This window comes from Streptomyces sp. NPDC004111, from assembly GCF_042874215.1.
Classification (GTDB): Bacteria; Actinomycetota; Actinomycetes; order Streptomycetales; family Streptomycetaceae; genus Streptomyces.
This window is the reverse complement of record NZ_JBIAMU010000008.1, coordinates 168,678-191,945: the sequence shown is the minus strand read 5'-3', so window position 1 is coordinate 191,945 and position 23,268 is coordinate 168,678. Positions and strand designations below refer to the sequence as shown.

Sequence of the window (23,268 nt, the reverse complement as noted above, 5' to 3'; positions counted from 1 at the left end):
CCGGGAGGGCTAAACACCGACAGGGGGTTGTCGCAGTCGGCCCGGAGGCTGGGTGACCACGCACCGACCACGGAAGGCACCCATGTCTGCGACGACGACCACCATCACTGACTCCGCAACGCTGACCCGGGACGCCGGCAACTGGCTGGTGGAGAGCTGGGCGGCGCTCTGGAACGGAGACATCGCCCTCGCCGAGCAGATCCTCGCCCCCGGCTTCCGGCTGTACTTCGCGGACGACTTCGACGGCACCGGCTCCGCCCACACCTTCGGCCGGGACGAGCTGACGGCGTTCATCTCCGCCAACAACCACGCCCTCACCGGCCTCACGTTCGCCGCCGAGGCCGCACCGCTCGTCGACACCGAGCGCGGCGAACTCGCCTGCCGGTGGCGGGAGACCCAGACCAGCGGCGAGGACGTCGTCGTGAAGAGCGGCATCGACATGTTCGCCGTCACGGACGGCCGGATCTCCGCCGTGTGGTCGCTCACCGGCAACCACCGCTTCGCCTCCTGACCGGCAGCACGGGGCGGGCGCGACGGCGACTGCCGCCTCCGCCGCTCCGGCCGTCGGGCGAGCTCGCGCGACAACCGTGCGTACGCGCCGGCCCGGACCGCCCAGTCGGCAGGACTGGGCGGTCCTTCCGCGTAGGCGCCGGGTAAGCGGCTGTTGTGCACCGCCCGATGTCGGTCGGCGACCGTCCGGGATACTGGCGGCCATGGAACTGCGTGGGGACACCGTGGTGTTGCGGTCCGTCGTGGCCGGCGACGAGGAGGTACTGGCGAGGATCGTCCGGGAGCCGGAGGTAGCGGCCTGGTGGTCGCCCCCGGAGGACTTCTCGGAGATGCTCGCCGTCGTCTTCGAGAACGAAGTCATCGGGGCGGTGCAGTTCGAGGAGGAGACCGACCCGGAGTTCCTCAGTGCGGGCATCGACATCTTCCTGACGGCACGGCAGCACGGGAAGGGGCTGGGCACCGATACCGTGCGGACCCTCGCCCGGTGGCTGGTGCGCGAGCGCGGCCACCACCGGCTGACCATCGACCCCGCCGCCGCGAACACCGCCGCGATCCGCAGCTACAGCAAGATCGGGTTCAAGCCCGTGGGGATCATGCGGGCGTACGGACGCGACCACCGGACCGGCCTCTGGCAGGACGCGCTGCTGATGGATCTGCTGGCAGAGGAGCTGGTCTGATCCGGGCCGATGGGTTGTGGTCCTCTCCAGGTGGATGCGTTGTGGCGGCGTGGTCGCGCCGCCGCCCGGAGCGCGTCTGCCAACGCCGCACGGTCCGTCGCCTCTTGCCTCTCTGTTGTGGAACTACCCCTCGTACTTCGCCGGCCGCGCACCCGTCAGTTCGCACCAGCGTTCCAGCTCCTCCGCGTGGCCGCCGCTCGCTGAACCGAGGGCGACGGCGGCCGTCTGTTCCCGTGTCGGCTCCGCTCCGTGGCGGGAGAGCAGTGCCAGGGGCCAGGTCGGCTGGGTGCCGGGCGGCGGTTCGCCGTCCAGGGGGTGCCAGTTCCATGGGGTGTCGAAGCGCCAGGTGGCGGCGGTGATCGCCTTGCTCATTGGACGGCGGCCCGCGCTCGCTCCCGCTGATCGGTCCGACAAGGTCGTACGGAGCGCTGGTCGTCGAGGCCACCCGGTTGGCGGCGGAGCCCCAGCACACGACGTACGTACTGCGCCGGTACGTGCGGCGGTGGCAAGGACGCCTCTCGGCCGTGACCTGGCTCGTTCGGGGCCATAACACCGAGCGATGGGGCAACTGGCAGCTCCCGAAGGGCAGTTGACGCTTCTACGGTTTCGGTACCCCACCCGAGATCGAGGAGATCCCCCCATGCTCCACAGACACGCCAAAGCTGCCTGTGCCGCGCTCGCCGCCGCGGGCGCGCTGGTGCTGGCAGGGCTGCCCGGTACCGCCACAGCGCAAGCGGTCCAGCCGACCGCCGCCGAGACGCTGGGCGTCGCCAAGTCCTCGCCCGAGCTGCTGCGAGCCATGCAGCGCGACCTCGGCGTCACCGAGGCGCAGGCCAGGGCGCGGCTGACGAACGAGGCCACCGCCGGGGCGGTCGCAGGCCGGCTGCGGAACGCGCTCGGTGCCGACTTCGCCGGTGCCTGGGTGCACGGCGGCGACTCCGGGAAGCTGAGCGTGGCCACCACGGACGCCTCGGACACGGCCGCCATCGAGGCGACGGGGGCGCGGGCCGTCGTCGTACGGCACACCCTGCGGCAACTGGACGGAGCGCTCGCGAAGCTGGACAAGGCCGCCGCCGACGCGGTGGACGTGCCCGTCCGCTACGTGGACGTCCGCACCAACACCGTCACCCTCCAGGCCGTACGGCCGGCCGCCGCCAAGGCGCTGGTCACGGCCGCCGGGATCGACCCCTCGCTCGTACGCACCGAGAAGGCGGCGCAGAGCCCGCGCCCGCTCTACGACCTCCGGGGCGGCGACGCCTACTACATGAACGGCAGCGGCCGCTGCTCCATCGGCTTCCCGGTCACCAAGGGAACCCAGCAGGGCTTCGCCACCGCCGGACACTGCGGGCGCCCCGGCACGACCACCACCGGCTTCAACCAGGTCGCCCAGGGCTCCTTCCAGGCCTCCACCTTCCCCGGCCGCGACACCGCGTGGGTCGCCACCAACACCAACTGGACCGCCACCCCGTACGTCAAGGGCAGCAGCGGAAACGTGCAGGTCGCGGGCTCGACGCAGGCGGCGGTCGGCGCGTCGGTCTGCCGGTCCGGTTCCACCACCGGCTGGCACTGCGGCACCATCCAGCAGCACAACACCAGCGTCACCTACCCCGAGGGCACCATCACCGGCGTCACCCGCACCTCGGTCTGCGCCGAACCCGGTGACTCCGGCGGCTCCTTCATCTCCGGCAGCCAGGCCCAGGGCGTCACCTCCGGCGGCTCCGGCAACTGCAGCTCCGGGGGCACCACGTACTACCAGCCGATCAACCCGCTGCTCCAGGGCTACGGGCTGACCCTCAAGACCACCTCGGACGACCCCGGCCCGGGTGAGCCGGGGGAGCCCGGCGGCACCTGGGCCGCGGGAACCGTCTACGCGGCGGGAGCCCAGGTGACGTACGGCGGCGCCACCTACCGATGCCTTCAGGGGCACCAGGCGCAGGTGGGCTGGGAGCCCTCGAACGTGCCTGCCCTCTGGGAGCGCGTCTGACGGTTCCGGCGCCGCCCGGAACCACGCCCGCGCTGCCCCGCGGTGCGTGAGAGCCGCACATTTCCCGGACCGACCGATCCGGGAAATGTGCGGCTCATCCGGCTGTGTACCGTGTCGCTGGTAGGCCGTACGGGTGAGTGGCGGCAGAATTACCGGATGCAGATACAGCACGTGGGTGGGGTGGTCCGGTGAGCAGGTATGACGTCACCGACGAGCAGTGGGAAGGGCTCGCCCAGGTCGTACCGCTGCGCAGCCGCAACGAATGGCCGTCCAGGACCGATCACCGCACCATGCCGCGGGAGTACGAGGCGGCGGAACAGCGGCGCATGATCGTTTTGCGGGTGCAGATCTTCTCGGACGCGCGGGAGGTCGCCGAGTACCTGATCGCGCAGATTCCGGTCCTCCTCGATCTGACCAGCGCGGAGCCCGACGTGGCCAAGCGGATCCTGGACTTCAGCAGCGGGGTGGTCTTCGGCCTCGGCAGCGGGATGCACCGGGTCGACCGGAACGTGTTCCTGCTGGCACCGGTCGGCATGGAGGTCGAGGGCGTGGAGGCGGCGGCCATCCCTCGTTCGTAGGAGGGTTCGCAGAGGTAACGGTTCGTCATCGATGCGGATGCATAGCGTCCGCATCATGACAGCACCTTCCACCGATCGTCCTTCGGTTTCCATCGCCCCGGGGTCCGCCCCCGCTTCCGCTCCGGTTCCGGGTGGCGCCCCGGTCGTGGGCTCCGTCCCCGTACGTGGGGCCGCTCCCGCTCCGGTTCCGGCTTCCGCTCCGGTCCTGGGTTCCGGCTCCGAACCTGAGGCCGCCCCTGTCCCCGTTCCGCCTTCGTCCCTCCCTTCCGTTTCCGTCCGTCCGCACCGCCCCACGGTCACCGAACTGCGGCTCTCCGCCTTCGGCGCGCACCGTGGGGCGGTGTTCGCGATGGGCCCGCTGACCTTCCTCGCGGGACCGAGCGGCAGCGGGAAGACCACGGTCCTGCGGGCGTACGAGTCACTGGCCCGGCTCGCGTCCGGCGAGACGGCCGCAGAGGTCTTCACCGACCCGGAGGCCTGCGTTCCCGAGCGCGCGGTGGCCGACGGACAGTCCCGCCGCGGATTCCGGATCGGCTGTACGGTCGACGGCCCGGCCGGCGCCGTACGCATCGACCTCGCCGTTCAGGCGGAGCCGGAACTCAGGATCGTCGGCGAACGTTTGAGTTGTGACGGGCAGGTGCTCCTGACGACCTCCCTCCGTGATCCGGACCGGCCCACCGTCCAGGCCGCCTGGCACACGGCGGGCCCCACCCGGGTGACGCGTGTGCCGATGCCGGACGACCGGCTGGCGACGGCGCTGCTCCCGCTGCGGGTGTCGGGCCGGACCGAGGGGGAACTGCGCGTCGTGGCCGCCGCCGAACAGGCGCTCGTCGCCCTGCGGTCGGTCTACGCCTGCGATCCGCACCCGCACCGGATGCGCCTGCCGGTGGCGATCGGTGAGGGGCTGCTCCGGCGGGACTGCGGCAACCTCGCCGAGGTGCTGCGGCGCACCCGCGGCGAATGCGCGACCCGGCACGCCGCACTCGTCGCGGCGGTCCGGGAGGGCTGCGCGGGCCCAGTCGAGAGCCTGACCGCCGAGGAACTCGCGGACGGCACGGTACGGGCCCTGCTCGGCCGGGGCGGCGGAGCGACGATGCCGGTCGGGAGACTGGGCGACGGCGAACTGCGGTACCTGGCCCTCGCCCTGGTGCTGCTGACCGGGCCCGGGGTGCTGGACGTGGAGCAGGACATCGGGGTGCCCGACGCACACCGGACGCTCACGGTGCTGGCCGACGGGTTCGACCGGGGACTGGACGGGCGGCAGGCGCGCGCCCTCGCGGAACTGGCCGGGCGGATGTGCGCCCGCGGGCACATCAGGGTGCTCGGCACGATCGGGGACGCCGCGCACGCGGACGGGGCGGCGGGAGCGGCGGTGGTAGACCTGGGGGCGTGACGGACGATTCGGCGGTGGTGACGGGCGTGAGGGGTGTGGGCGGTGCGGGTGCGGGTGCGGGTGCGGGTGCGGGTGTGGGTGCGGTGAGCGGTGACGACGTGCGGGGCGGGGGTGCGGGTGTGGGCGCAGGTGCGGGTGTGGCGGCTGCGGCTGCGCCTGCGGTTGCCGAGGAGGGCGAGCGTGCGGCCGTGAGCAAGGCCGCGGGCGGCGGAGCGGCCGTGGGCGCGGGTGAGGCGGCGCGGCTCGATGTGGCGGTGCTCCAGCGCCGGCTGGCCGCGTTCGCCGCCGAGCGGGACTGGGGGCAGTACCACACGCCCAAGAACCTGGTGGCTGCCCTGAGCGTCGAGGCCTCCGAACTCGTCGAGATCTTCCAGTGGTTGACCCCCGAGCAGTCCGCCCGCGTGATGGACGAGCCCGACACCGCGCACCGGGTCGCCGACGAGGTCGCCGACGTCCTGGCCTATCTCCTCCAGTTCTGCGAGGTGCTCGGGATCGATCCGCTGGAGGCGCTGGCCGCGAAGATCGAGCGCAACGCGGTGCGCTTCCCCGCGCCGGGGGCCTGAGTTCGGGGACGGGCGGGGTGGGGAGGGCGCGCGGCCGGAGGAGTGGGGCGGCGGAGCCGGCGGCGCGGTTCGGCGCGGGGGTGGGGCCGGCCCCGCCCCGGTGGGCGGGGCCGGGTGCGCGGGGCCCGGCCGGCGCGGTGGCGGGCGTCGGATCCGGAAGATGCGGTGCGCGTTTCGCCAGACCGCCTTCGTCACTCTTCGGAGTGATAGCGATATCCACAACTCCTTTGGTATCCACAGATTTCCGCACAGCACTGGCTTTCCTGTGCGGTTCCCCTCACTCTGGGTAGTGGACATGAAGACGGATGCGGAGTGAGTGGGACGGCAGCGGGGGTGGCTGATGGACGCGGTGAGACTCATCAGGGTCAGCAGATACGCGCTGGCTCAGAGCCAGGCGTCGCGGGAGATCCTGACGGAGGCGTGGCAGGCGCAGTCGCTGACCCAGGCGATCGGCGGGCTGCTGGCCATGAAGGGGCCGCCCGAGCTGAGGGGCGAGGCGCAGGGGCTGTGCGAGGCGGGTGGCCGGGGGAGCGGATCCATCGACTGGCCGGCCCCGTGCCCGGGTGAGCCGGAACCCACGGGGTTCCCGGCGGGGCAGCCGCCGGACCCCGGCCCCAGGGCCGCGCAGCTGACCGAAGTGCAGGACGCGCGCGCCGCGTTGCTGGACCTGGGCGGCCTGCTGGGGGAGGTGGGCATCGCGCTCGTGGGGGTGGCCTGTGCCACCGACGAGGACGGGTTCTACTGGCAGACCATCGAGGCGATCGACGCCGCCGACGAGTCGAACGACCGGGTGCGCGGGCTGCTGCGCCGGCTCACGGTGTGGGAGCGCAGCAGACTCCAGGTCGCCACCCAGGACTCGGCGGCGGGGCCGTCATGACCCTGTCGCGGTCAGTAGGACCGGCCGAGGTCGCCGTCGTGGCGGCCTTCGCCGTGGCCGGAGCGAGTTCCCTCGCGGTGGCCGGCGGGAGGGCCGGCGGGCCCGGAGGTGCTGGTGGCGCCGGTCGTGGCGCCGCCGACGGGCGGACGGTCGCCCGTGGTCTGCAGATCGGCGTCGAGCTGCGAGAGATCGGCGGTCAGCGCCGCCATCAGTTCCTCCATCTGCTGCAACAGGCCCTTGGGGGCGGCCTGGCCGCCCGGTACGGACTGCGGTACCGGGTTCGCGGGTTCGGCCTGTTCGGGCACGGATTCCTGGGACATGGCGGCCTCCTCGGCCCAGGCCCTTCCGGTGGGGGAGGGCGGTGTTGCCATCGACGCCCCGACTGTGCTCGTCGGCGCGCGGGCCGGGCTGTCCGGCTCCGACCGAGCAAACGAGGGCCTGGGGCACCAGTCACTGACACGGCAGTGCGAGGACCCCCTCGGTGCCGAATATTCACCCGACCGGGCAACTGGAGGTCGGGTGAGGCTGACAGGGTTGACGGCAGTTCGAAGGTGCAGGATGGAGGTATGGATCTTCGAATCTTCACCGAGCCCCAGCAGGGGGCGAGCTACGACAAGCTGCTGACCGTCGCGAAGGCCACCGAGGACCTCGGTTTTGACGCCTTCTTCCGGTCGGACCACTATCTGCGGATGGGCTCCGCCGACGGACTCCCCGGACCGACCGACGCCTGGATCACCCTGGCGGGACTCGCCCGGGAGACCAAGCGGATCCGGCTCGGCACCCTGATGACCGCGGGCACCTTCCGGCTTCCCGGAGTGCTGGCCATCCAGGTCGCACAGGTCGACCAGATGTCCGGCGGACGGGTCGAACTGGGCCTGGGGGCAGGCTGGTTCGAGGAGGAGCACAAGGCGTACGGCATTCCCTTCCCCAAGGAGAAGTTCGGACGGCTGGAGGAGCAACTGGCCATCGTCACCGGGCTGTGGGGCACGGAGAGCGGCCGGACCTTCAGCTACGACGGCACCTACTACCAGCTGACGGACTCACCCGCGCTGCCCAAGCCCGCGCAGTCCAAGGTGCCGGTGCTGATCGGGGGCCACGGCGCGGTGCGCACGCCGCGGCTGGCCGCGCAGTACGCGGACGAGTTCAACATCCCCTTCGCCTCGCTCGACGACACGGCACGGCAGTTCGGCCGGGTGCGGGCGGCGGCCGAGCAGGCCGGGCGCGGGGCCGACGAGCTGGTGTACTCCAACGCGCTGGTGGCGTGCGTGGGCAAGGACGACGCGGAGGTGGCCCGCAGGGCGGCGGCCATCGGAAGGGATGTCGACGAACTCAAGGCCAACGGGCTGGCGGGCTCGCCGGCGGAGGTGGTGGACCGGCTCGGTGAGTTCGCGGCGATCGGTTCGACCCGGGTGTATCTCCAGATGCTGGACCTCGACGACCTCGACCACCTGGATCTGATCTCCTCACAGGTGTTGTCCCAGCTGGACTGAACCGGATCCGGCCGAGCAGAGCCCGGACGGAGCCCGGCCCGGAGGAACGAGTCCGGGCCGGGCGGGATCCGGACCGAGTCGGTCGTAGTCGTAGTCGTACAGGAGTCACCGTGGAGCCCACCCGCCCGCTCGCCGCCGCACTCGCCGAGGGGACCGTCGTCCTCGACGGCGGACTGTCCAACCAGCTTCAGGCGCAGGGCTGCGACCTGTCCGACTCGCTCTGGTCGGCACGGCTGCTCGCCGACGACCCCGGACAGATCCGGGCGGCCCACGCGGCCTATGTGCGGGCGGGCGCCCAGGTGCTGATCACCTCCAGCTACCAGGCCACCTACGAGGGGTTCGCACAGCGGGGCGTCGGGCGCGAGGAGGCGAGCGGGCTGCTCGCCCGGAGTGTCTCGCTGGCCCGGGAGGCCGGTGCGGCGGCGCAGGCTCCGGTGTGGGTGGCGGCCTCGGTCGGGCCGTACGGGGCGATGCTCGCGGACGGCAGCGAGTACCGGGGGCGGTACGGGCTGTCGGTCGCGGAGCTGGAGCGGTTCCACCGGCCCCGGATCGAGGCGCTGGCCGCGGCCGGGCCCGATGTGCTGGCGCTGGAGACGGTGCCGGACGTCGACGAGGCGCAGGCACTGCTGCGCGCGGTCGAGGGCACCGGGCTGCCCGTCTGGCTCTCGTACAGCGTCACCGGGGACACCACCCGGGCGGGCCAGCCGCTGACCGAAGCCTTCGCGGTGGCGGCGGGCAACGACCAGGTGATCGCCGTCGGTGTGAACTGCTGCGAGCCCGGCGACGTCGACCCGGCGCTGGAAATCGCCGCGAGGGCGACGGGCAGGCCGGGCATCGCCTACCCGAACAGCGGGGAGGCGTGGGACGCCGCGGGACGGGACTGGACGGGCACCGGGACGTTCGACGCGGGACGGGTGCGCTCCTGGCAGGCGGCCGGGGCACGGCTGGTCGGGGGCTGCTGCCGGGTGGGGCCGCAGGAGATCGCCGGCCTGGCGGCCAGCCTGGGCTGAGCGGAGGGGCCGCGCCGGGCGGAGGGGCGGGCGGAGGGCTCGTGCCGGGGGCCGCGCCCGGCTGGGGACTCGTGCCGGGGCCGCGCTCGGCGGTGGGCTCGTGCCGGGGGGCGCGTCCGGCGGTCAGTTCGTGCCGGGGGTCGCGCTCGGCGGTGGGCTCGTGCCGGGGGAAAGGGGCCCGCGTCTGGCGGAGGCGGTGGGGGAGGGCTGGTGCCGGGGGAGCGGCCGGGTGGTGCGGCAGGGGAGAAAACCCGTGGGCGGGGAGGGCGGATCGGGCAATACTCGGTGGGGTGTTCTTGACGATCAGTACCTTCGGCGACCAGGAACGTCCCGCCACCGATCTCGGTTTTCTGCTGCACAAGCACCCTGATCGCAGCCAGACGTTCGCCACCTCGCACGGCACGGCGCACGTCTTCTACCCCGAGGCCACCGCCGCCCGCTGCACCGCCGCGCTGCTTCTGGAAGTGGACCCGGTGGCGCTCGTGCGGCGCGGCAGGGGCAAGGGGCGGGGCGGTTCCCCCGACGCCGCGCTGTCGCAGTACGTGAACGACCGGCCGTACGCCGCGTCGTCGCTGCTGGCGGTCGCGCTGAGCACCGTTTTCAAGAGCGCCCTGCACGGAGTGTGCAACGCCAGGCCCGAGCGGGCCGCGCAGCCGCTGCCGCTGCGCATCGAGGTGCCCGCCGTGCCCGCACGCGGCGGCGCCGCGCTGGTGGAGAAGCTGTTCGCGCCGCTGGGCTGGACCGGCGTGCAGGCACAGCCGGTGCCGCTGGACGCCCGGTTCCCGGAGTGGGGCGACTCCCGCTACGTACAGCTGGTGCTGGAGGGGGAGCTGCGGCTGGAGGAGGCACTGCGGCAGCTCTACGTCCTGCTGCCGGTGCTCGACGACGCCAAGCACTACTGGGTGTCCCCCGACGAGGTGGACAAGCTGCTGCGGGCGGGCGAGGGCTGGCTGCCCGCGCACCCCGAGCAGAAGCTGATCACCAGCCGCTATCTGGCACGCCGCTGGGGGCTGACCCGGCAGGCGACCGAACGGCTGGAACTGGCGCGGCTCGCGGCCTCCGACGACATCACCGTCGAGGAGATCGACAACGCGGTGGCGGAGGAGACCGGGGAGGCCGAGGAACGGCCGACGCCGCTCGCCGTCCAGCGCCGGGACGCGATCCTGGCCGCGCTGCGCGACGCCGGGGCGAGCCGGGTGCTCGACCTCGGCTGCGGGCAGGGCCAGTTGGTGCAGGCGCTGCTCAAGGACGTGAGGTTCCGGGAGATCGTCGGGGTGGACGTGTCGATGCGGGCACTGGCCATCGCCTCGCGGCGGCTCGGGCTGGAGCGGATGGGCGAGCGGCAGGCCGCGCGGGTCGCGCTGTGGCAGGGCTCGCTGACGTACACCGACAAGCGGCTGACCGGGTACGACGCGGCCGTGCTGAGCGAGGTGATCGAACACCTCGACCTGCCCCGGCTGCCCGCGCTGGAGTACGCCGTCTTCGGGGCGGCCCGGCCCGGCACGGTCGTGGTGACCACACCTAACGTCGAGTACAACGTGCGCTGGGAGTCCCTGCCCGCCGGGCGGGTCCGGCACGGCGACCACCGCTTCGAATGGACCCGCGAGGAGTTCCGGACCTGGGCGGACTCGGTGGCCGAACGGCACGGGTACGGCGTCGGGTTCCTGCCGGTGGGCCCCGACGACCCCGAGGTGGGGCCGCCCACGCAGATGGCGGTGTTCACCAGGAAGGGCCCGCAGGACACCCGGAGCACGAAGACCACGAAGACCATGAAGAGCACGACGAACACGAGCGAGAGCGCGGCCGGGGCCGTGGCGGAGAAGAAGGAGGGGGAGGTCGCATGAGCGCCGACGAGAGCACTGCCGAGCCCCGCGCGCTGGCGGTTCCCGACCTGTCCCTCGTGGTGCTGGTGGGCGCCACCGGTTCCGGCAAGTCCACCTTCGCCGCACGGCACTTCAAGCCCACCGAGATCCTCTCCTCGGACTTCTGCCGCGGCCTGGTCGCCGACGACGAGAACGACCAGAGCGCCAGCCGGGACGCCTTCGACGTCCTGCACTACATCGCGGGCAAGCGGCTGGAGGCCGGGCGGCTGACCGTCGTCGACGCCACCAGCGTGCAGTCCGAGAGCCGCAAGCAGCTCGTGCAGCTGGCCAGGAAGTACGACGTGCTGCCGGTCGCCATCGTGCTCGACCTGCCCGAGGAGGTGTGCGCGGCGCGCAACGCCGAGCGCCCCGACCGGGCCGGGCTGCCCCGCCGCGTCATCCAGCGCCACCGGCGCGAACTGCGCCGCTCCCTCAAGGGCCTGGAGCGCGAGGGCTTCCGCAAGGTGCACGTACTGCGGAGCGTGGCCGAGGTCGACGCCGCCCGGGTGGAACGGGAGAAGCGCTTCAACGACCTCCGGCACCTCACCGGCCCCTTCGACATCATCGGTGACATCCACGGCTGCCGCTCCGAGCTGGAGACACTCCTCGGCAAGCTGGGCTACGTGGACGGGGCGCACCCGGAAGGGCGGACCGCCGTCTTCGTGGGCGACCTCGTCGACCGGGGCCCCGACAGCCCCGGAGTGCTGCGCAGAGTCATGGGAATGGTCAAGTCCGGTAACGCGCTGTGCGTACCCGGGAACCACGAGAACAAGCTCGGACGTTGGCTCAAGGGAAGGAACGTCCAGCACACCCACGGACTCGCGGAAACCATCGAGCAGCTGGAGAAGGAGGAGGACAGCTTCAAGGAACAGGTGCGGGAGTTCATCGACGGTCTCGTCAGCCACTACGTCCTCGACGGCGGGAACCTCGTCGTCTGCCACGCCGGGCTGCCCGAGAAGTACCACGGGCGCACCTCGGGGCGGGTCCGCTCCCACGCGCTGTACGGGGACACCACCGGCGAGACCGACGAGTTCGGGCTGCCGGTGCGCTACCCGTGGGCCGAGGAGTACCGGGGGCGCGCGGCCGTCGTGTACGGGCACACCCCGGTGCCCAGCACCTCGTGGATCAACAACACCCTCTGCCTCGACACCGGCGCCGTGTTCGGCGGCAGGATGACCGCGCTGCGCTGGCCGGAGCGCGAACTCGTCGACGTACCGGCCGAGAAGGTCTGGTACGAGCCGGTGAAGCCGCTGGTCACCGACGTACCGGGCGGGCACGACGGCCGTCCGCTGGACCTCGCCGACGTGGCGGGGCGGCGGACCGTGAACACCCGTGAGCACGGGCGCATCGCGGTGCGCGAGGAGAACGCGGCGGCGGCACTCGAAGTGATGAGCCGGTTCGCGGTCGACCCGCAGCTGCTCACCTACCTGCCGCCGACGATGGCACCGACCGCCACGTCCCGGACCGAGGGGTACCTGGAACACCCCGTCGAGGCGTTCGCCCAGTACCGGGCGGACGGCGTCGCCAAGGTCGTGTGCGAGGAGAAGCACATGGGTTCGCGGGCCGTCGTACTGGTGTGCCGCGACGCGGCGACGGCACGCCGGCGGTTCGGGGCGGACGGGCCCACCGGCGTCGTGCACACCCGGACCGGGCGGCCGTTCTTCGACGACGCGGCCCTGAGCGAACTGGTGCTGGCCCGGCTGCGGACGGCGGTCGGCGAGGCCGGGCTCTGGGACGAGCTGGAGAGCGACTGGCTGCTGCTCGACGCCGAGCTGATGCCCTGGTCCCTCAAGGCGTCCGGGCTGCTCCGGCAGCAGTACGCGGCTGTGGGCGCGGCCTCGCGGGCCGTGTTCCCGGGCGTGCTGGGCGCGCTGGAGGCCGCCGCAGGACGCGGTGTCGAGGGCACGGACGAGCTGCTGGCCCGGCAGCGCGAACGGGCAGCCGACGCGGGGCTGTTCACCGAGGCGTACCGGCGCTACTGCTGGACGACCGAGGGACTGGACGGGGTGCGGCTGGCACCGTTCCAGCTGCTCGCCGTGGAGGGGCGGTCGCTGGTGGACGTACCGCACGACCGCCAGCTCGGCTGGCTGGACCGGCTCGTGGAGCACGACGCGACCGGGCTGCTCCGGACCACTCGCCGACTGGTCGTGGACACCGGCGACGAGGCCTCGGTGCGCTCCGGGGTGGACTGGTGGCTGGAGATGACCAGCCGGGGCGGCGAGGGCATGGTCGTCAAGCCGCTCGACGCGCTGGTGCGGGACGGCAAGGGGCGGCTGGTGCAGCCGGGCATCAAGGTGCGCGGGCGGGAGTACCTGCGGATCATCTACGGACCCGAGTACACGCGCCCGGAGCAGCTGGCGCGGCTGCGCGAGCGGCACCTCGGGCACAAGAGGTCGCTGGCGCTGCGGGAGTACGCGCTGGGCATCGAGGGCCTGGCCAGGCTCGCCGAGGGGGAGCCGCTGTGGCGGGTCCACGAGGCGGTGTTCGCCGTGCTGGCACTGGAGTCGGAGCCGGTGGACCCGAGGCTCTAGCGGAGCGGGGTGCCGGGCGGGGCGGGAGTGCTGCTCCGCCCGGCACCCTGTCCTGTCCGCTGCCGTCCTGTCCGAGCGGCCCCGTCCCGTCCGCTGCCCTCCTGCCCGAGCCACCCCGCCCGTCCGGCGCCCCGCCCCGAGCCGCCTCGCCCCGGGACGTCCTGCCCGCCCGGCGTCGCCGGCCCGGAGCCGTCGTGCTGCTCGAAGGGGTGGGGCCGTGCGTATTGCCCCGGCGTGCGCGGAGGTGGTGGTAATAGTGGAGGAGACGGCGGGTGCGGTCGTGAGGGGGAGGTCAACTGGGGGGATGGGAAAGAGGAGTTGATCGTTCTTGACTCGGGTGTTACGGGTGCTTAGTGTTCCTGTTCTCTCTGCTTGACGCATCGTCAAAACGTCGCGTCCGAGGCGCCATCGGGGGCGAGCGATGAGTCTTTTCGGGCAAGGCCGTCCCTTTTTGGAGGCACTTTCGCGCCAGGACCGTGACAGCCTGCTCGCGCTCGGCGCCCCGCGCCACTACGAACCCGGGCAGGTCATGCTCCAGGAGCGCGACACCAGCACGTTCGTGCTCGCGGTGCGCGACGGATGGTCCGTGGTCTCCGTCTCCACCGAGCGCGGCGCCCGCCTGATACTCGCCCTGCGCGGCGCGGGCGAGGTGATCGGCGACCTGGCCGCCGTCGACCAGGGCCCGCGCAGCGCCACCGTGACCGCGCTCGGATCCGTCGAGGCGACGTCCATCAGCGGTGAGCGGTTCCGCCAGTTCCTCTCCGCCCGGCCGCACGCCACCGCGCTGATCATGCGCCAGTTCAGCGCCCGGCTGCGCAGCGCCGACAGCGAACGCCGCTCCCTCGCCTCGGAGACCGTGCTGCGCAGGCTGGCCGTACGGCTGCTCGAACTCGCCCAGCGGGCCGGCCGGGTGGACGGCAAGGGCGAAGTGATCGTCGAACTCCCGCTCCCGCAGCACGACCTGGCGTCCGCCGTCGGCGCCACCCGGGAAGCGGTCGCCAAGGCCCTGCGGCTGCTGCGCGAGCAGGACGTCGTGCACACCGGCAACCGGAGGGTCACCGTCACCGACATGGAACTGCTCCGCCTCCTGGCGCAGGGAAGAGCCGGGCCGCCCTCGCGCGGCGGGCCGAACGAGAAAGTTCGCCCGGATGTGTAAACGACTACATCGCGCGGTGGCGGACGGTACGAGAGTAATCCCGGCGGACGACGGCACAGGAGGCATCGGTGTACGGAGCGGCAGGCGCGGAGGACGGCTCGTGGGCGGGTGCGTCCGGAGCGGTCAACCGGCTGGTGGTCTTCGCGGACGCCTGTGGATCGGGGGCCATGGGGCTGGAGACCAAGAAGCGGATGCGGGCCGCGATGTACGCGGCCTTCGGGGAGGCGTTCGGGGCGGTCGGGGTGGCGCCCGGCAGGCTCCACCAGGAGGACCGCGGTGACGGGATCCTGGCCGCCCTGCCCACCGACGCACCGCCGTCGCTCATGGTCGGACGCTGGTTGAGCACCCTCTACCAGAACCTGCGCGAGCACAACCACGGCAGGTCGGACCGGGTGCGGGTACGGGTCGGTATGCACATGGGGCCCGTGCTGGACGACGGGAAGGGGCTGGTGGGGCGGGCGGTCGACCTGACCTGCCGGCTGTGCGACAGCGACACCGCGAAGCAGGTCATGACGGCTGCGGCCGACTCGGACCTGATGATCGTCGTCTCCGACTGGCTGTACACCGAGGTGGTCGCCGAGGGCGGCCGGCACATCGAGCCCCGGCAGTACCGGAGCGGACGGGTGCGCTCCAAGGAGACCGACGAGACCGCCTGGTTCCACGTCCCTGGACTCGCGGAGCCGCCGATGGGCGCGGTCGACGCATCCCGGGGACCCGCCGCGGCGGATCCGGCCGCGGGCCCCGGACGCGATGATGGGCCGCAGAAGGGGGGCGGCCCATCATCGCCCCAGGCAGGCGAGCCGTGGACCCGCAACGGCGGCCTGACACAGGAACTGAATGTCCAGGGCGACAGTCTCAACGTCACCGGCAACACCATCCACGGCGGTTTCACGGGCTTCCGCAAGGAGCGCGAGGAACCGCGCGCGGAGCGGCGCGACGAGCGCCGCGGGGCCGGGGACGCGCAGCGGCCGACGGGGGAGCGCCGGCCGACGGGGGAGGAGCGGCCGACGGGGGAACGGCGGCCGCCCGTTCCGGAGTGGGAGTCCGAGGGGAAGCGGATGCCCACTTCGGAGCGGAACACCGGGGGAGGGCGCGGGCCGGGGTCCGAACGGGGATCCGAGGGGGAGCGGCGGCCCCGGCCCGCGCCGCAGTCCGAGTGGCAGGACGACGACCAGGCGCGGTACGGGGACCGGCCCGGCCTCCCGCGCGGCTCCTGGGCCGAACGGGACCCCGAACGGGACCCCGAGTGGCACCCCGAACAGGACCCCGAGTGGCGCCCCGGGCGCGACCCGCAACGGGACCCGGGACGCGAGCAGGGGCTGGAACAGGGGTGGGACCCAGGACCTGAGCCCGGCTGGGAGTCCGCGCCCGACTCCCGGTCCGCAACCTCCGCAACCTCCGCAACGTCCGCGACAGGGGCCGGCCGGGGACGGGACGACGACGCGCCGGACTACGGGGGCCGGACGTCCGGCCCCGTACGGGGCAGGCAGCAGGAGCCCGAGGTGGAGCCCGGGTTCGACGACGGGCTCGACTGGGGGTGGGACGACCAGGCGTGGCGCGGCGCACGGCCCGGCAGCCGCGACGGGGCACCGGCCGGACCACCGCGCGCACGCGGCACCGACCCCGGGGCGGGCGCGTACCCCGTACGGGACACGGACCCGGGAACCGGCGCGTACCCGCCGTACGAGCCGGACGCACAGCCGGAGTCGGAACCCGAGCACGGCCGCGGCCGTGCCGAGGGCCGGCGCGGCGGGAGCGGGGGCGGCGCGTGAGCGACGCGGACGAGGGCGCCGGCCAGGACGCGGGAGGCGCGGGCCCCGACTCCCCGCAGGGAGCGGGCCAGGACGCGGCCCCCGACAAGGGCGGCGCCGGCGGCAAGGGCGGCGGCAAGGAACCGGGCGCGGGCCAGCCCGACACCACCGCCGACAGTGAGGAACAACAGACCGGGGCCAGCCCCTTCGATCAAGTGGGGCGCGGGCCGCTGGGCGGCGGCGGTGGCGGAACAGGGGGATCCGGCACCGCCCACGCCGCCCGCCAGAACTTCGCGGGCCGCGACCGCTACGACATCGGCCGCGACAGCCAGATCTACACCGGCAACACCACCTACATCAATCACTACGGACCGTCCGGCGGCCGGAGCAGTCCCATGGTCGCGGGAGCCGTGCCCAGGGAGGAACTGGACCGGCTCGCGGACGTCTACTGCGAGGCGGCCGGCTACCAGCGGATGAAGGACCTGCTGCGCGAGGGCAGGCTCCTCGTGCTGTGCGGCGAGCCCGGCAGCGGGCGTACCGCCACCGGCCTCGCCCTCCTCTCCGAACTCACCGACGACCGGGTCGACCGGCTGGACCCCAGCGTTCCGCTGCACGGCATCGAAGCCGCGAACCTCCAGGAGAAACACGGCTACCTGCTCGAACTCCCCCTCGATGACGGACGCGGGCAGCACGCCCGGGACAACGGCCACCACCGGCCGTCGGAGAACGGGGCCGGCCACCCGCGCGGCAACCACCGCCCCACCGAACTGCACCTCGACCGGCTCAGCGGCCTGCTCGCCGCCTCCGACGGGTACGCGGTCGTCCTGGCGGGCGGCGGCGAACTCGCCGGACACTTCCTGCGCGGACGCTACGGACTGCCCTGCCGGCCGCCGCGCACCGAGATGGTGCTCCACCGCCACCTGCGCGTACTCCTCAAGGAAGCCCCCGAGGAAGCCCTCGTGCAGGCGCGCGGACGCTTCGAGCGGGCGGACCTCAAGGACGCCCTCGGCCTGGACGAACTGCGCCCCCGCGAGGCCGCACGGCTCGCCGAACAGCTCGCCCTCACGGCCCGCGGACGGCTGACGGACGACCAGCTCCTCGACGGCTGCGCCGCCTTCGTACGCGCGCAGGCGCGCGCGTGGTTCGCCGACGCCGACCGCCCCGGCACCCTCCCGGCCGCCCTGCCCGTCCTGGACGCCACCGCCTTCCGCATCGCCGTCGCGGTGTTCAACGGCTCCCCCTACAGCCTCACCGCCGAGGCGGGCGAGCAGCTGGCCTGGGAACTCGCCCTCACCCTCGACCCCGAACAGGCCGTGGGACGAAGGCTGTTCGCGGTCCACGACGAGGACCGGCCCGCGCTCGCCAGGGCCGTCGTCGAGGACGGCGAGTTCGACCTCGGCGACGCCAAGGTGCCGATGCGCGCCGTCCGCTTCCAGGGACACGGCCTGGCCACCGCCGTGCTCCAGGAGGTGTGGCACGGCTACCACAACGTACGGGGACCGCTGACCCGCTGGCTGCGCGCGCTCTGCGACGACCCCCGCCCGCACCTGTGGGTGCGGGCCTCCGTCGCCGCCGGGGTGCTGTGCTCCTGGGACTGGGTGTACGGGGCCGGTGAACTGCTCCGCCCCATGGCGGCCACCGACAGCCCGACCCTCCAGATGGCCGCCGCCACCGCGCTCGCCGAGGCCTCCCGCGAGCCCACGGTGCGCCCGGCCGCACGGGCGACCCTCAAGGAGTGGACGAAGAGCGGCGACGAGGCGCTGTGCACGACCGCCCTGCTGACCCACGGCTACGGCATGGCGGCCGGCTCCGTCACCGCCTCGCTCGACGAACTCGCCAAGGTCGTACGGCGCGAGGAGGCCACCCTCGACGAACTCGCCACCGCCTCCTTCAGCGTGACCCGGCTGCTCGCCGGGGCCGAACCCGCCACCGTCGTCGAGCGGCTCGGCGGCTGGCTGCGCGAGGACCGCAAGGACCTCGCCAACCTCGTCCTGCTCGCGGTGATCGGGGCGCTCAACACCAAGGCCACCTACCTGTGGGGGCTGCACGACGACGAGGAGATGGAGCAGCACGGGTCGAAGGCGCTCATCGCCGCACTGCTGGAGACCCGGCCCGAACTGCGGCGCAGACTCGCCGACCTGGTCCGCCACGCGCTGGCCACGGCACGCTCCGGCGACGCGGCGCTGGAAGCACTGAGCAGCTGGCTCCGCCGGGCCGCGGCCGACTCCGAACAGCTGGGAACCGCCTGCGAGTTCCTCGCCCTGCTCGCCGTCGACCGCCGGGACCGCGACCGGCTGCGGCACCTGCTGAACCGGCTCGTGCGCGACCCCGGCGAAGCACTGGACAAGGCGGCGGCCCGCCGGATGTGGGACGCCGTGGGAGAAGGAGCCGAAGGATGACGGACAGGGAGCCGGCGGAACGGCGCGACATGCCGCGGGCACGCGCGGCAGCGGACCGGCAGCAGCAGCCGCAGCGACAGCGGCAGCCGGAACCGCAGCAGCAGGGCCGGCCCCCGCAGCGTGCCGGGGGCGGACGGCAGGACGGACAGGGCAGGGCCGGGCGAGGCGCGGGCGACGGCGAACGGGGCGGCGGCCAGACGATCGACGGCCCCCTCATCGGCGAGTACGCACCGCCCTACGTCCGGCGCAGCAGCCAGGTCGCCGCCGTGATGCTCTACAACAACGGCGGACACAGCGTCCTGTGGCCCGACCACCGCGAGGACGTCAACAAACCGTGGGTCGGCCGCCCGTACAGCATCGTCGAAGTACAGCTCGGCGTGCACCTCACCTCCTTCGACCTGCGGCTCCCGGCCGCGGGCGACGCCGCGTTCTTCAACGCGACGGCCCGGGTGCGCTGGGAGGTCGTCGACCCCCGGCTGGTGGTCCGGCGCAACGTCCGCGACGTCGCCGACCTGCTGCACGACGAACTCCTCGTGGGGCTGCGCAGCGTCTCCCGCCGCTTCCGCCTCACCGAGTCCCACCGTGCCGACGACGCCGTCAGGGCCGAGGTGGACGCCGGCCGCATCGACCTCGGACGGGACCTCGGCCTCGCCACCCGGGTCCATGTCTTCATCGACCTCAGCGACGAGGTCATGACCCGCGTCCAGGAGAAGGACACCCTCACCATCGACATGGAGACCGAGGACATCAGGGCGGAGGCGAACCGGCGCGCCGACGCCCGCAGGCGCGCGGCGGTCCGCGCCGAGGCGGCCGAACTCCAGGAGGTCCTCAGCCGGGGCGAGGAGAGCGAGATCGCCTACTACATGGCCACCAACCCCGACAAGCAGTGGGAGATCCGCCAGGCCGTCCGGCAGGAACGCCGCGAGGGACAGGCGGACTTCATCGGCCTGTTCCACAAGCTCCTCGACACCGGGAACCTCGAACGGCACGACATCGGCGACCACATGTACGAGGTGCTCCAGTACCTGCGGGAGAACTCCGGCGGAGTGCTCGGCGGCGTCACCGACTCCGTACTTCCGCCACGAACCGGTGGATCCCGCAACGCTCTTGAGGGAAACCGGAACCGCGACGGCCGTCCCGGACGTGATGGGGACCATGGTCGGCAACTGGAGCGCGGCGACGGTGGTGAACGGCGGGAGCGGGGCGAGCCCGCCAGGCCGTTCTGGGAGGAGGAGCCCACGACCGGGCCCGACCGGCAGGGACGGGTGTACGAACCCACCCGCGTCGACTCCTCGGCCGACCAGCAACGGGAACGCGACCTCGGCGGGGGCCGGGCCCGGCCGTCGGACGACCTCTGGGGAACCGACGACGAATGGAACAACGACGCATCCCACGGCGGGAGTTGGAACCGCGACGACGGTCCGCGGCGTGACAACGGCCGACGGGCCTCCCGGCCGAGCGCGGACTTCGACGACTGGGACGACGAATGACCACCACCGAACCGTGCCGCACGGCGGACCCGGGCCCCGGCGGCCCCCCGCCCACGGCACCCGCACCCGCGGGCCCGCTGCCCGCCCCCGCACCCGCCCCGGCGGCTGCCGAGGCCGATGTGCGGTTCGTCGCCGAACGCCTGTTGGACTCCGTGCGCGAGGACATAGGGCGCGCCGACTCCAAGGCGGCGATCCTGCTCTCCGGCGGGCTCGCCTTCCTCGCCGTGGTGTGGGCGGGCGAAGGCGCGGGCGCCCCGCGGGGATTCGCGTTCGGCCTCGTGGTGGCGGGCGGACTCCTGTGGCTGGCAGGGTTGTTGATGCTCATCGGCGTGGTACTGCCGCGCACCCGGATAGGGGCCGACGTCACGTTCCTGCGCGACCTCACCGACGGCACCCCGTCCGAGGTGCTGCACGCGCGGCTCACCGAGTCCGGGGCGGACGTCGTGCGCTGGATGCTCGGCGAGGCGACCGCGCTGGGCGCGGTGCTCACCGCCAAATACCGCTGGCTGCGCGCGGGGGTCTGCTGTCTGACCCTCGGCGTGGTGCTCTCCGTAATCGGCCAGGTGTGGTGACGAGACGATGGAACAGCAGATGAAAGTGACCGCACGGCCCGCACGACGGGCCCGCAGGCGGGGCCGCGGCGCGGCGCGCGCGGCCGGACTGGGACTCGTACTCCTGGCACTGGCGGGGGCGGCGTTACCCGCACAGCAGACGCAGGCACGCGAACGGTCCGCGCCGGCCGCCGAAGGCCCCGACCCGATCGACTTCGCCGTCGTCGTGGACCTCTCCAAGAGCCTGTCCGAAAAGGACCTGGCCCGCGAGGTGGAGGCTGCCGCGCTGCTCAGCCAGGGCGAGATATCGGAACGCTCCCGCGCCGCGGTGATCGGCTTCGGCAGCTCCGAGAAGGCCGGACAGTCCGCGGTGCGCGAGGTCTGCGAACTGACCGTGGCCGACGCGGCGGGCCGCCAGAGCCTCAGCAAATGCGTGCAGCGGCTCGGCGACCGCGCCAAGAACGGCACCGGCCCCGGCACCGACTTCCCCGCCGCCGTACGACAGGCCGTCAACCGGCTCACCAAGGACGGCAAGCCGGACACCCCGAAGGTGGTGTTCCTGCTCACCGACGGCAAGCTCGACGTCAGCGACAGCCCCGAGTACGGAGCCGACGCCGCCAGCCGCAAGACCAACGCCGAGAAGCAGCTCACCGACGAACTCGCCCGCGCACGCCGCGAGTCCGTACAGATCTGGCCGCTCGGCTTCGGCAGCCGGATCGACCGCGGCGCACTCGACGCCATGGCACAGGGCGGCTACCGCAACGGTTGCGCCAACCTCCCCGACGCCACCCCCCGGACGCGCGTCGTCGACAACTCCGAACAGATCGACAAGGCCCTCCAGGAGACCTTCGCCGCGGCCCGCTGCGCCCAGGTCGTCGAAGGCAGCCGGGGCAAACCGCCGGGCAACCTCTCGGTGACCATCCCGCCGATCGCCACCGACGGCTCCATCACGGTCAGCAAGCACGACCCCAAGGTGACCGTGACGTACTTCGACCCGAGCGGCAAGAAGGTCCCCACCAGCGGATCGGCCGACGGATCCACCTTCGAGGCCAGCGGCCAGGCCGGCCCCGTCGAGGCACTGCGGGTGAAGAACCCCATGCCCGGCGAGTGGCGGGTACGGGTCGACGCACCGGAGGGCCACCAGGGCCAGGACGTCGCGGTGCGCGCCATCTGGCAGGGCCAGCTCCGCTCCGCGATCACCCTCGACCCCGCCTCGCCGCGCGCCGGCGAGAAGGCCGTCGTCGAAATGCGGATGCAGACCCGGCGCGGCGTCGTCATCACCGACCAGAACCTCCTCAAGGGCATCCAGGTCGGCGTCAAGGTCACCGGGCAGGGCTTCCGGCCGGTGACCGTCACCCTCAGGGACGACGGCGGCAAACCCGACGAGAAGGCCGCCGACGCACGCTTCACCGGCACGCTCGACGTCCCCGGCGGAGCCACCGGCAACCTCGCCGTCACCGGCGAGATGACCGCACCGGGCGTGACCGGCGACCACCGGCCCCTGTACACCGTGCTCGCCGAGGGCACCGCCCAGATCAAGGCGGGCACGACCGTCGAACGCAGCACCGTGTACCCCGGCGGAACCCTCCAGGGAACCCTGGACGTCACCAACAACGACAGCGTGCCGCACACCCTCGCCGTCGGCCTCACCGACCAGCCCTCCGGCACCCGGCTGAGGATCGACCCCGTCAAGGTGCGCGCGGAACCGGGAAGCTCGCACCACACGTTCACCGTGACGGTGGGCGCGGGCGCCCCGCTCGGCGAACTCGGCGGCAAGGTCGTCGTCACCGACACCGACGACCGCGGCCGCACCCTGGACCAGACCTTCCTCGACGCCGTCGTCGAACCGGAACCCACCTGGTGGGACCGCTGGTGGGGCGCCGTCGTGGGAGCGGCGGCAGCCCTGCTGGTGGCCGCCGTCGTCGTCGGAGTCCTGATCAGGGCACGCAAGCGGCTGCGCGACCTGACCGGCGTCAAGATCGAACTGCGCCGCGGCGGCACCCTCGACACCCTGACCGTCCGTCCGGGGCAGAGCAACGGCGGCAACTACTACTTCACCGTGGAGCGGGCCAGCGGCTCCGCACCCAAACTGTCGCGGGTCACCGGCTCCACCGCCGGACACCGGCTCAGCCGCACCGGCGCCGGCGTGCTCGCCCTGCGACTGCACCGGGGACGCGAACGCGCCCTGGCCACCGGCGAGACGGTCGAACTGGACGACGGCCTCGAACTGCTCGTCCACGACAACCGGCGGGCCACCACCGCCCGGCCGCCCCGCGGCGGCTCCGGCGGCAGCGGCGGCTCCGGCCGGCCCCCGCGCCGCCCGTTCCGGCCCGGCTCCGGCGGCGCCCCGGACGGCGGGCGGTCCGCGCCACGGGACCCGGCCGCCGGTTCCGGATCCGGCAGCCGCCAGTACGACGCCAACTTCTGAGCCAGGGCACCAAGGGGA

The 23,268-nt window shown here is 73.1% G+C and carries 20 protein-coding genes; 18 read left to right on the top strand and 2 right to left on the bottom strand.

The features are described 5' to 3' along the window. The first annotated feature begins 82 nt into the window (after window positions 1-82). A complete protein-coding gene (locus ACFYVL_RS17890; protein ID WP_389245710.1) occupies window positions 83-511 on the top strand; it encodes a nuclear transport factor 2 family protein in 429 nt (142 codons plus the stop codon). A 202-nt stretch (window positions 512-713) separates the two neighbouring features. Beyond that, complete coding sequence (gene aac(6') / locus ACFYVL_RS17885; RefSeq protein ID WP_389245708.1) at window positions 714-1,187, top strand: aminoglycoside 6'-N-acetyltransferase; 474 nt, start codon at window positions 714-716, stop codon at window positions 1,185-1,187. Between the two features lie 123 nt (window positions 1,188-1,310). On the opposite strand, the gene ACFYVL_RS17880 is transcribed toward aac(6'), so the two are convergent. Then, window positions 1,311-1,559, bottom strand: a complete 249-nt coding sequence (locus ACFYVL_RS17880) for a hypothetical protein (RefSeq protein ID WP_389245706.1) — start codon at window positions 1,557-1,559, stop codon at window positions 1,311-1,313. On the opposite strand from ACFYVL_RS17880, the gene ACFYVL_RS17875 reads away from it, so the two are divergent. The 6 genes from ACFYVL_RS17875 to ACFYVL_RS17850 all read left to right on the top strand — a co-directional run bounded on the left by ACFYVL_RS17875 (window position 1,559) and on the right by ACFYVL_RS17850 (window position 6,582). Next, window positions 1,559-1,780: a hypothetical protein gene (locus ACFYVL_RS17875; protein ID WP_389245704.1), complete on the top strand. Its 222-nt coding sequence runs from the start codon at window positions 1,559-1,561 to the stop codon at window positions 1,778-1,780. The genes ACFYVL_RS17880 and ACFYVL_RS17875 overlap by 1 nt on opposite strands. 47 nt (window positions 1,781-1,827) lie before the next feature. Continuing rightward, entirely contained in the window at window positions 1,828-3,171 is a 1,344-nt protein-coding gene (locus ACFYVL_RS17870; protein WP_389245702.1) for a carbohydrate-binding protein, read from the top strand. A 188-nt stretch (window positions 3,172-3,359) separates the two neighbouring features. Beyond that, window positions 3,360-3,749 carry a cell division protein SepF gene (locus ACFYVL_RS17865; RefSeq protein WP_389245700.1) on the top strand — a complete coding sequence of 130 codons (390 nt, stop codon included), beginning with the start codon at window positions 3,360-3,362 and terminating at the stop codon, window positions 3,747-3,749. 55 nt (window positions 3,750-3,804) lie between these two features. Beyond that, window positions 3,805-5,142: an AAA family ATPase gene (locus ACFYVL_RS17860; RefSeq protein WP_389245698.1), complete on the top strand. Its 1,338-nt coding sequence runs from the start codon at window positions 3,805-3,807 to the stop codon at window positions 5,140-5,142. Between the two features lie 188 nt (window positions 5,143-5,330). Further along, the gene (locus tag ACFYVL_RS17855; RefSeq protein WP_389245697.1) at window positions 5,331-5,705 is read left to right on the top strand and encodes a nucleotide pyrophosphohydrolase; all 375 of its coding nucleotides are present in this window, start codon (window positions 5,331-5,333) and stop codon (window positions 5,703-5,705) included. Window positions 5,706-6,045: 340 nt separating this feature from the next. Then, the gene (locus ACFYVL_RS17850; protein ID WP_389245695.1) at window positions 6,046-6,582 is read left to right on the top strand and encodes a DUF6099 family protein; all 537 of its coding nucleotides are present in this window, start codon (window positions 6,046-6,048) and stop codon (window positions 6,580-6,582) included. A gap of 11 nt (window positions 6,583-6,593) precedes the next feature. On the opposite strand, the gene ACFYVL_RS17845 is transcribed toward ACFYVL_RS17850, so the two are convergent. Continuing rightward, window positions 6,594-6,902 (bottom strand): hypothetical protein, encoded by a 309-nt coding sequence (locus ACFYVL_RS17845; protein ID WP_389245969.1) that lies wholly within the window; start codon window positions 6,900-6,902, stop codon window positions 6,594-6,596. A gap of 246 nt (window positions 6,903-7,148) precedes the next feature. Between ACFYVL_RS17845 and ACFYVL_RS17840 the strand changes: the two genes are divergently transcribed. The 10 genes from ACFYVL_RS17840 to ACFYVL_RS17795 all read left to right on the top strand — a co-directional run bounded on the left by ACFYVL_RS17840 (window position 7,149) and on the right by ACFYVL_RS17795 (window position 23,250). Next, entirely contained in the window at window positions 7,149-8,072 is a 924-nt protein-coding gene (locus ACFYVL_RS17840; protein ID WP_389245694.1) for an LLM class F420-dependent oxidoreductase, read from the top strand. Window positions 8,073-8,182: 110 nt separating this feature from the next. Further along, window positions 8,183-9,082 carry a homocysteine S-methyltransferase gene (gene mmuM, locus ACFYVL_RS17835; protein WP_389245692.1) on the top strand — a complete coding sequence of 300 codons (900 nt, stop codon included), beginning with the start codon at window positions 8,183-8,185 and terminating at the stop codon, window positions 9,080-9,082. 290 nt (window positions 9,083-9,372) lie between these two features. Then, window positions 9,373-10,926 (top strand): 3' terminal RNA ribose 2'-O-methyltransferase Hen1, encoded by a 1,554-nt coding sequence (locus ACFYVL_RS17830; protein ID WP_389245690.1) that lies wholly within the window; start codon window positions 9,373-9,375, stop codon window positions 10,924-10,926. Beyond that, window positions 10,923-13,475, top strand: a complete 2,553-nt coding sequence (locus ACFYVL_RS17825; protein ID WP_389245688.1) for a polynucleotide kinase-phosphatase — start codon at window positions 10,923-10,925, stop codon at window positions 13,473-13,475. Before ACFYVL_RS17830 ends, ACFYVL_RS17825 begins: the two co-directional genes overlap by 4 nt. Window positions 13,476-13,896: 421 nt before the next feature. Next, entirely contained in the window at window positions 13,897-14,631 is a 735-nt protein-coding gene (locus tag ACFYVL_RS17820) for a Crp/Fnr family transcriptional regulator (protein ID WP_389245686.1), read from the top strand. A gap of 68 nt (window positions 14,632-14,699) precedes the next feature. Then, window positions 14,700-16,403: a hypothetical protein gene (locus tag ACFYVL_RS17815; RefSeq protein WP_389245684.1), complete on the top strand. Its 1,704-nt coding sequence runs from the start codon at window positions 14,700-14,702 to the stop codon at window positions 16,401-16,403. Next, a complete protein-coding gene (locus tag ACFYVL_RS17810; protein ID WP_389245682.1) occupies window positions 16,400-18,781 on the top strand; it encodes a hypothetical protein in 2,382 nt (793 codons plus the stop codon). The genes ACFYVL_RS17815 and ACFYVL_RS17810 overlap by 4 nt, the downstream gene beginning before the upstream one ends. Further along, window positions 18,778-20,271: a hypothetical protein gene (locus ACFYVL_RS17805; RefSeq protein WP_389245680.1), complete on the top strand. Its 1,494-nt coding sequence runs from the start codon at window positions 18,778-18,780 to the stop codon at window positions 20,269-20,271. Before ACFYVL_RS17810 ends, ACFYVL_RS17805 begins: the two co-directional genes overlap by 4 nt. Next, window positions 20,268-20,843, top strand: coding sequence for a Pycsar system effector family protein (locus tag ACFYVL_RS17800; RefSeq protein WP_389245678.1), 576 nt, complete (start codon window positions 20,268-20,270; stop codon window positions 20,841-20,843). The genes ACFYVL_RS17805 and ACFYVL_RS17800 overlap by 4 nt, the downstream gene beginning before the upstream one ends. Before the next feature lie 19 nt (window positions 20,844-20,862). Next, window positions 20,863-23,250, top strand: a complete 2,388-nt coding sequence (locus ACFYVL_RS17795) for a VWA domain-containing protein (RefSeq protein ID WP_389245676.1) — start codon at window positions 20,863-20,865, stop codon at window positions 23,248-23,250. Window positions 23,251-23,268: the final 18 nt, after the last annotated feature.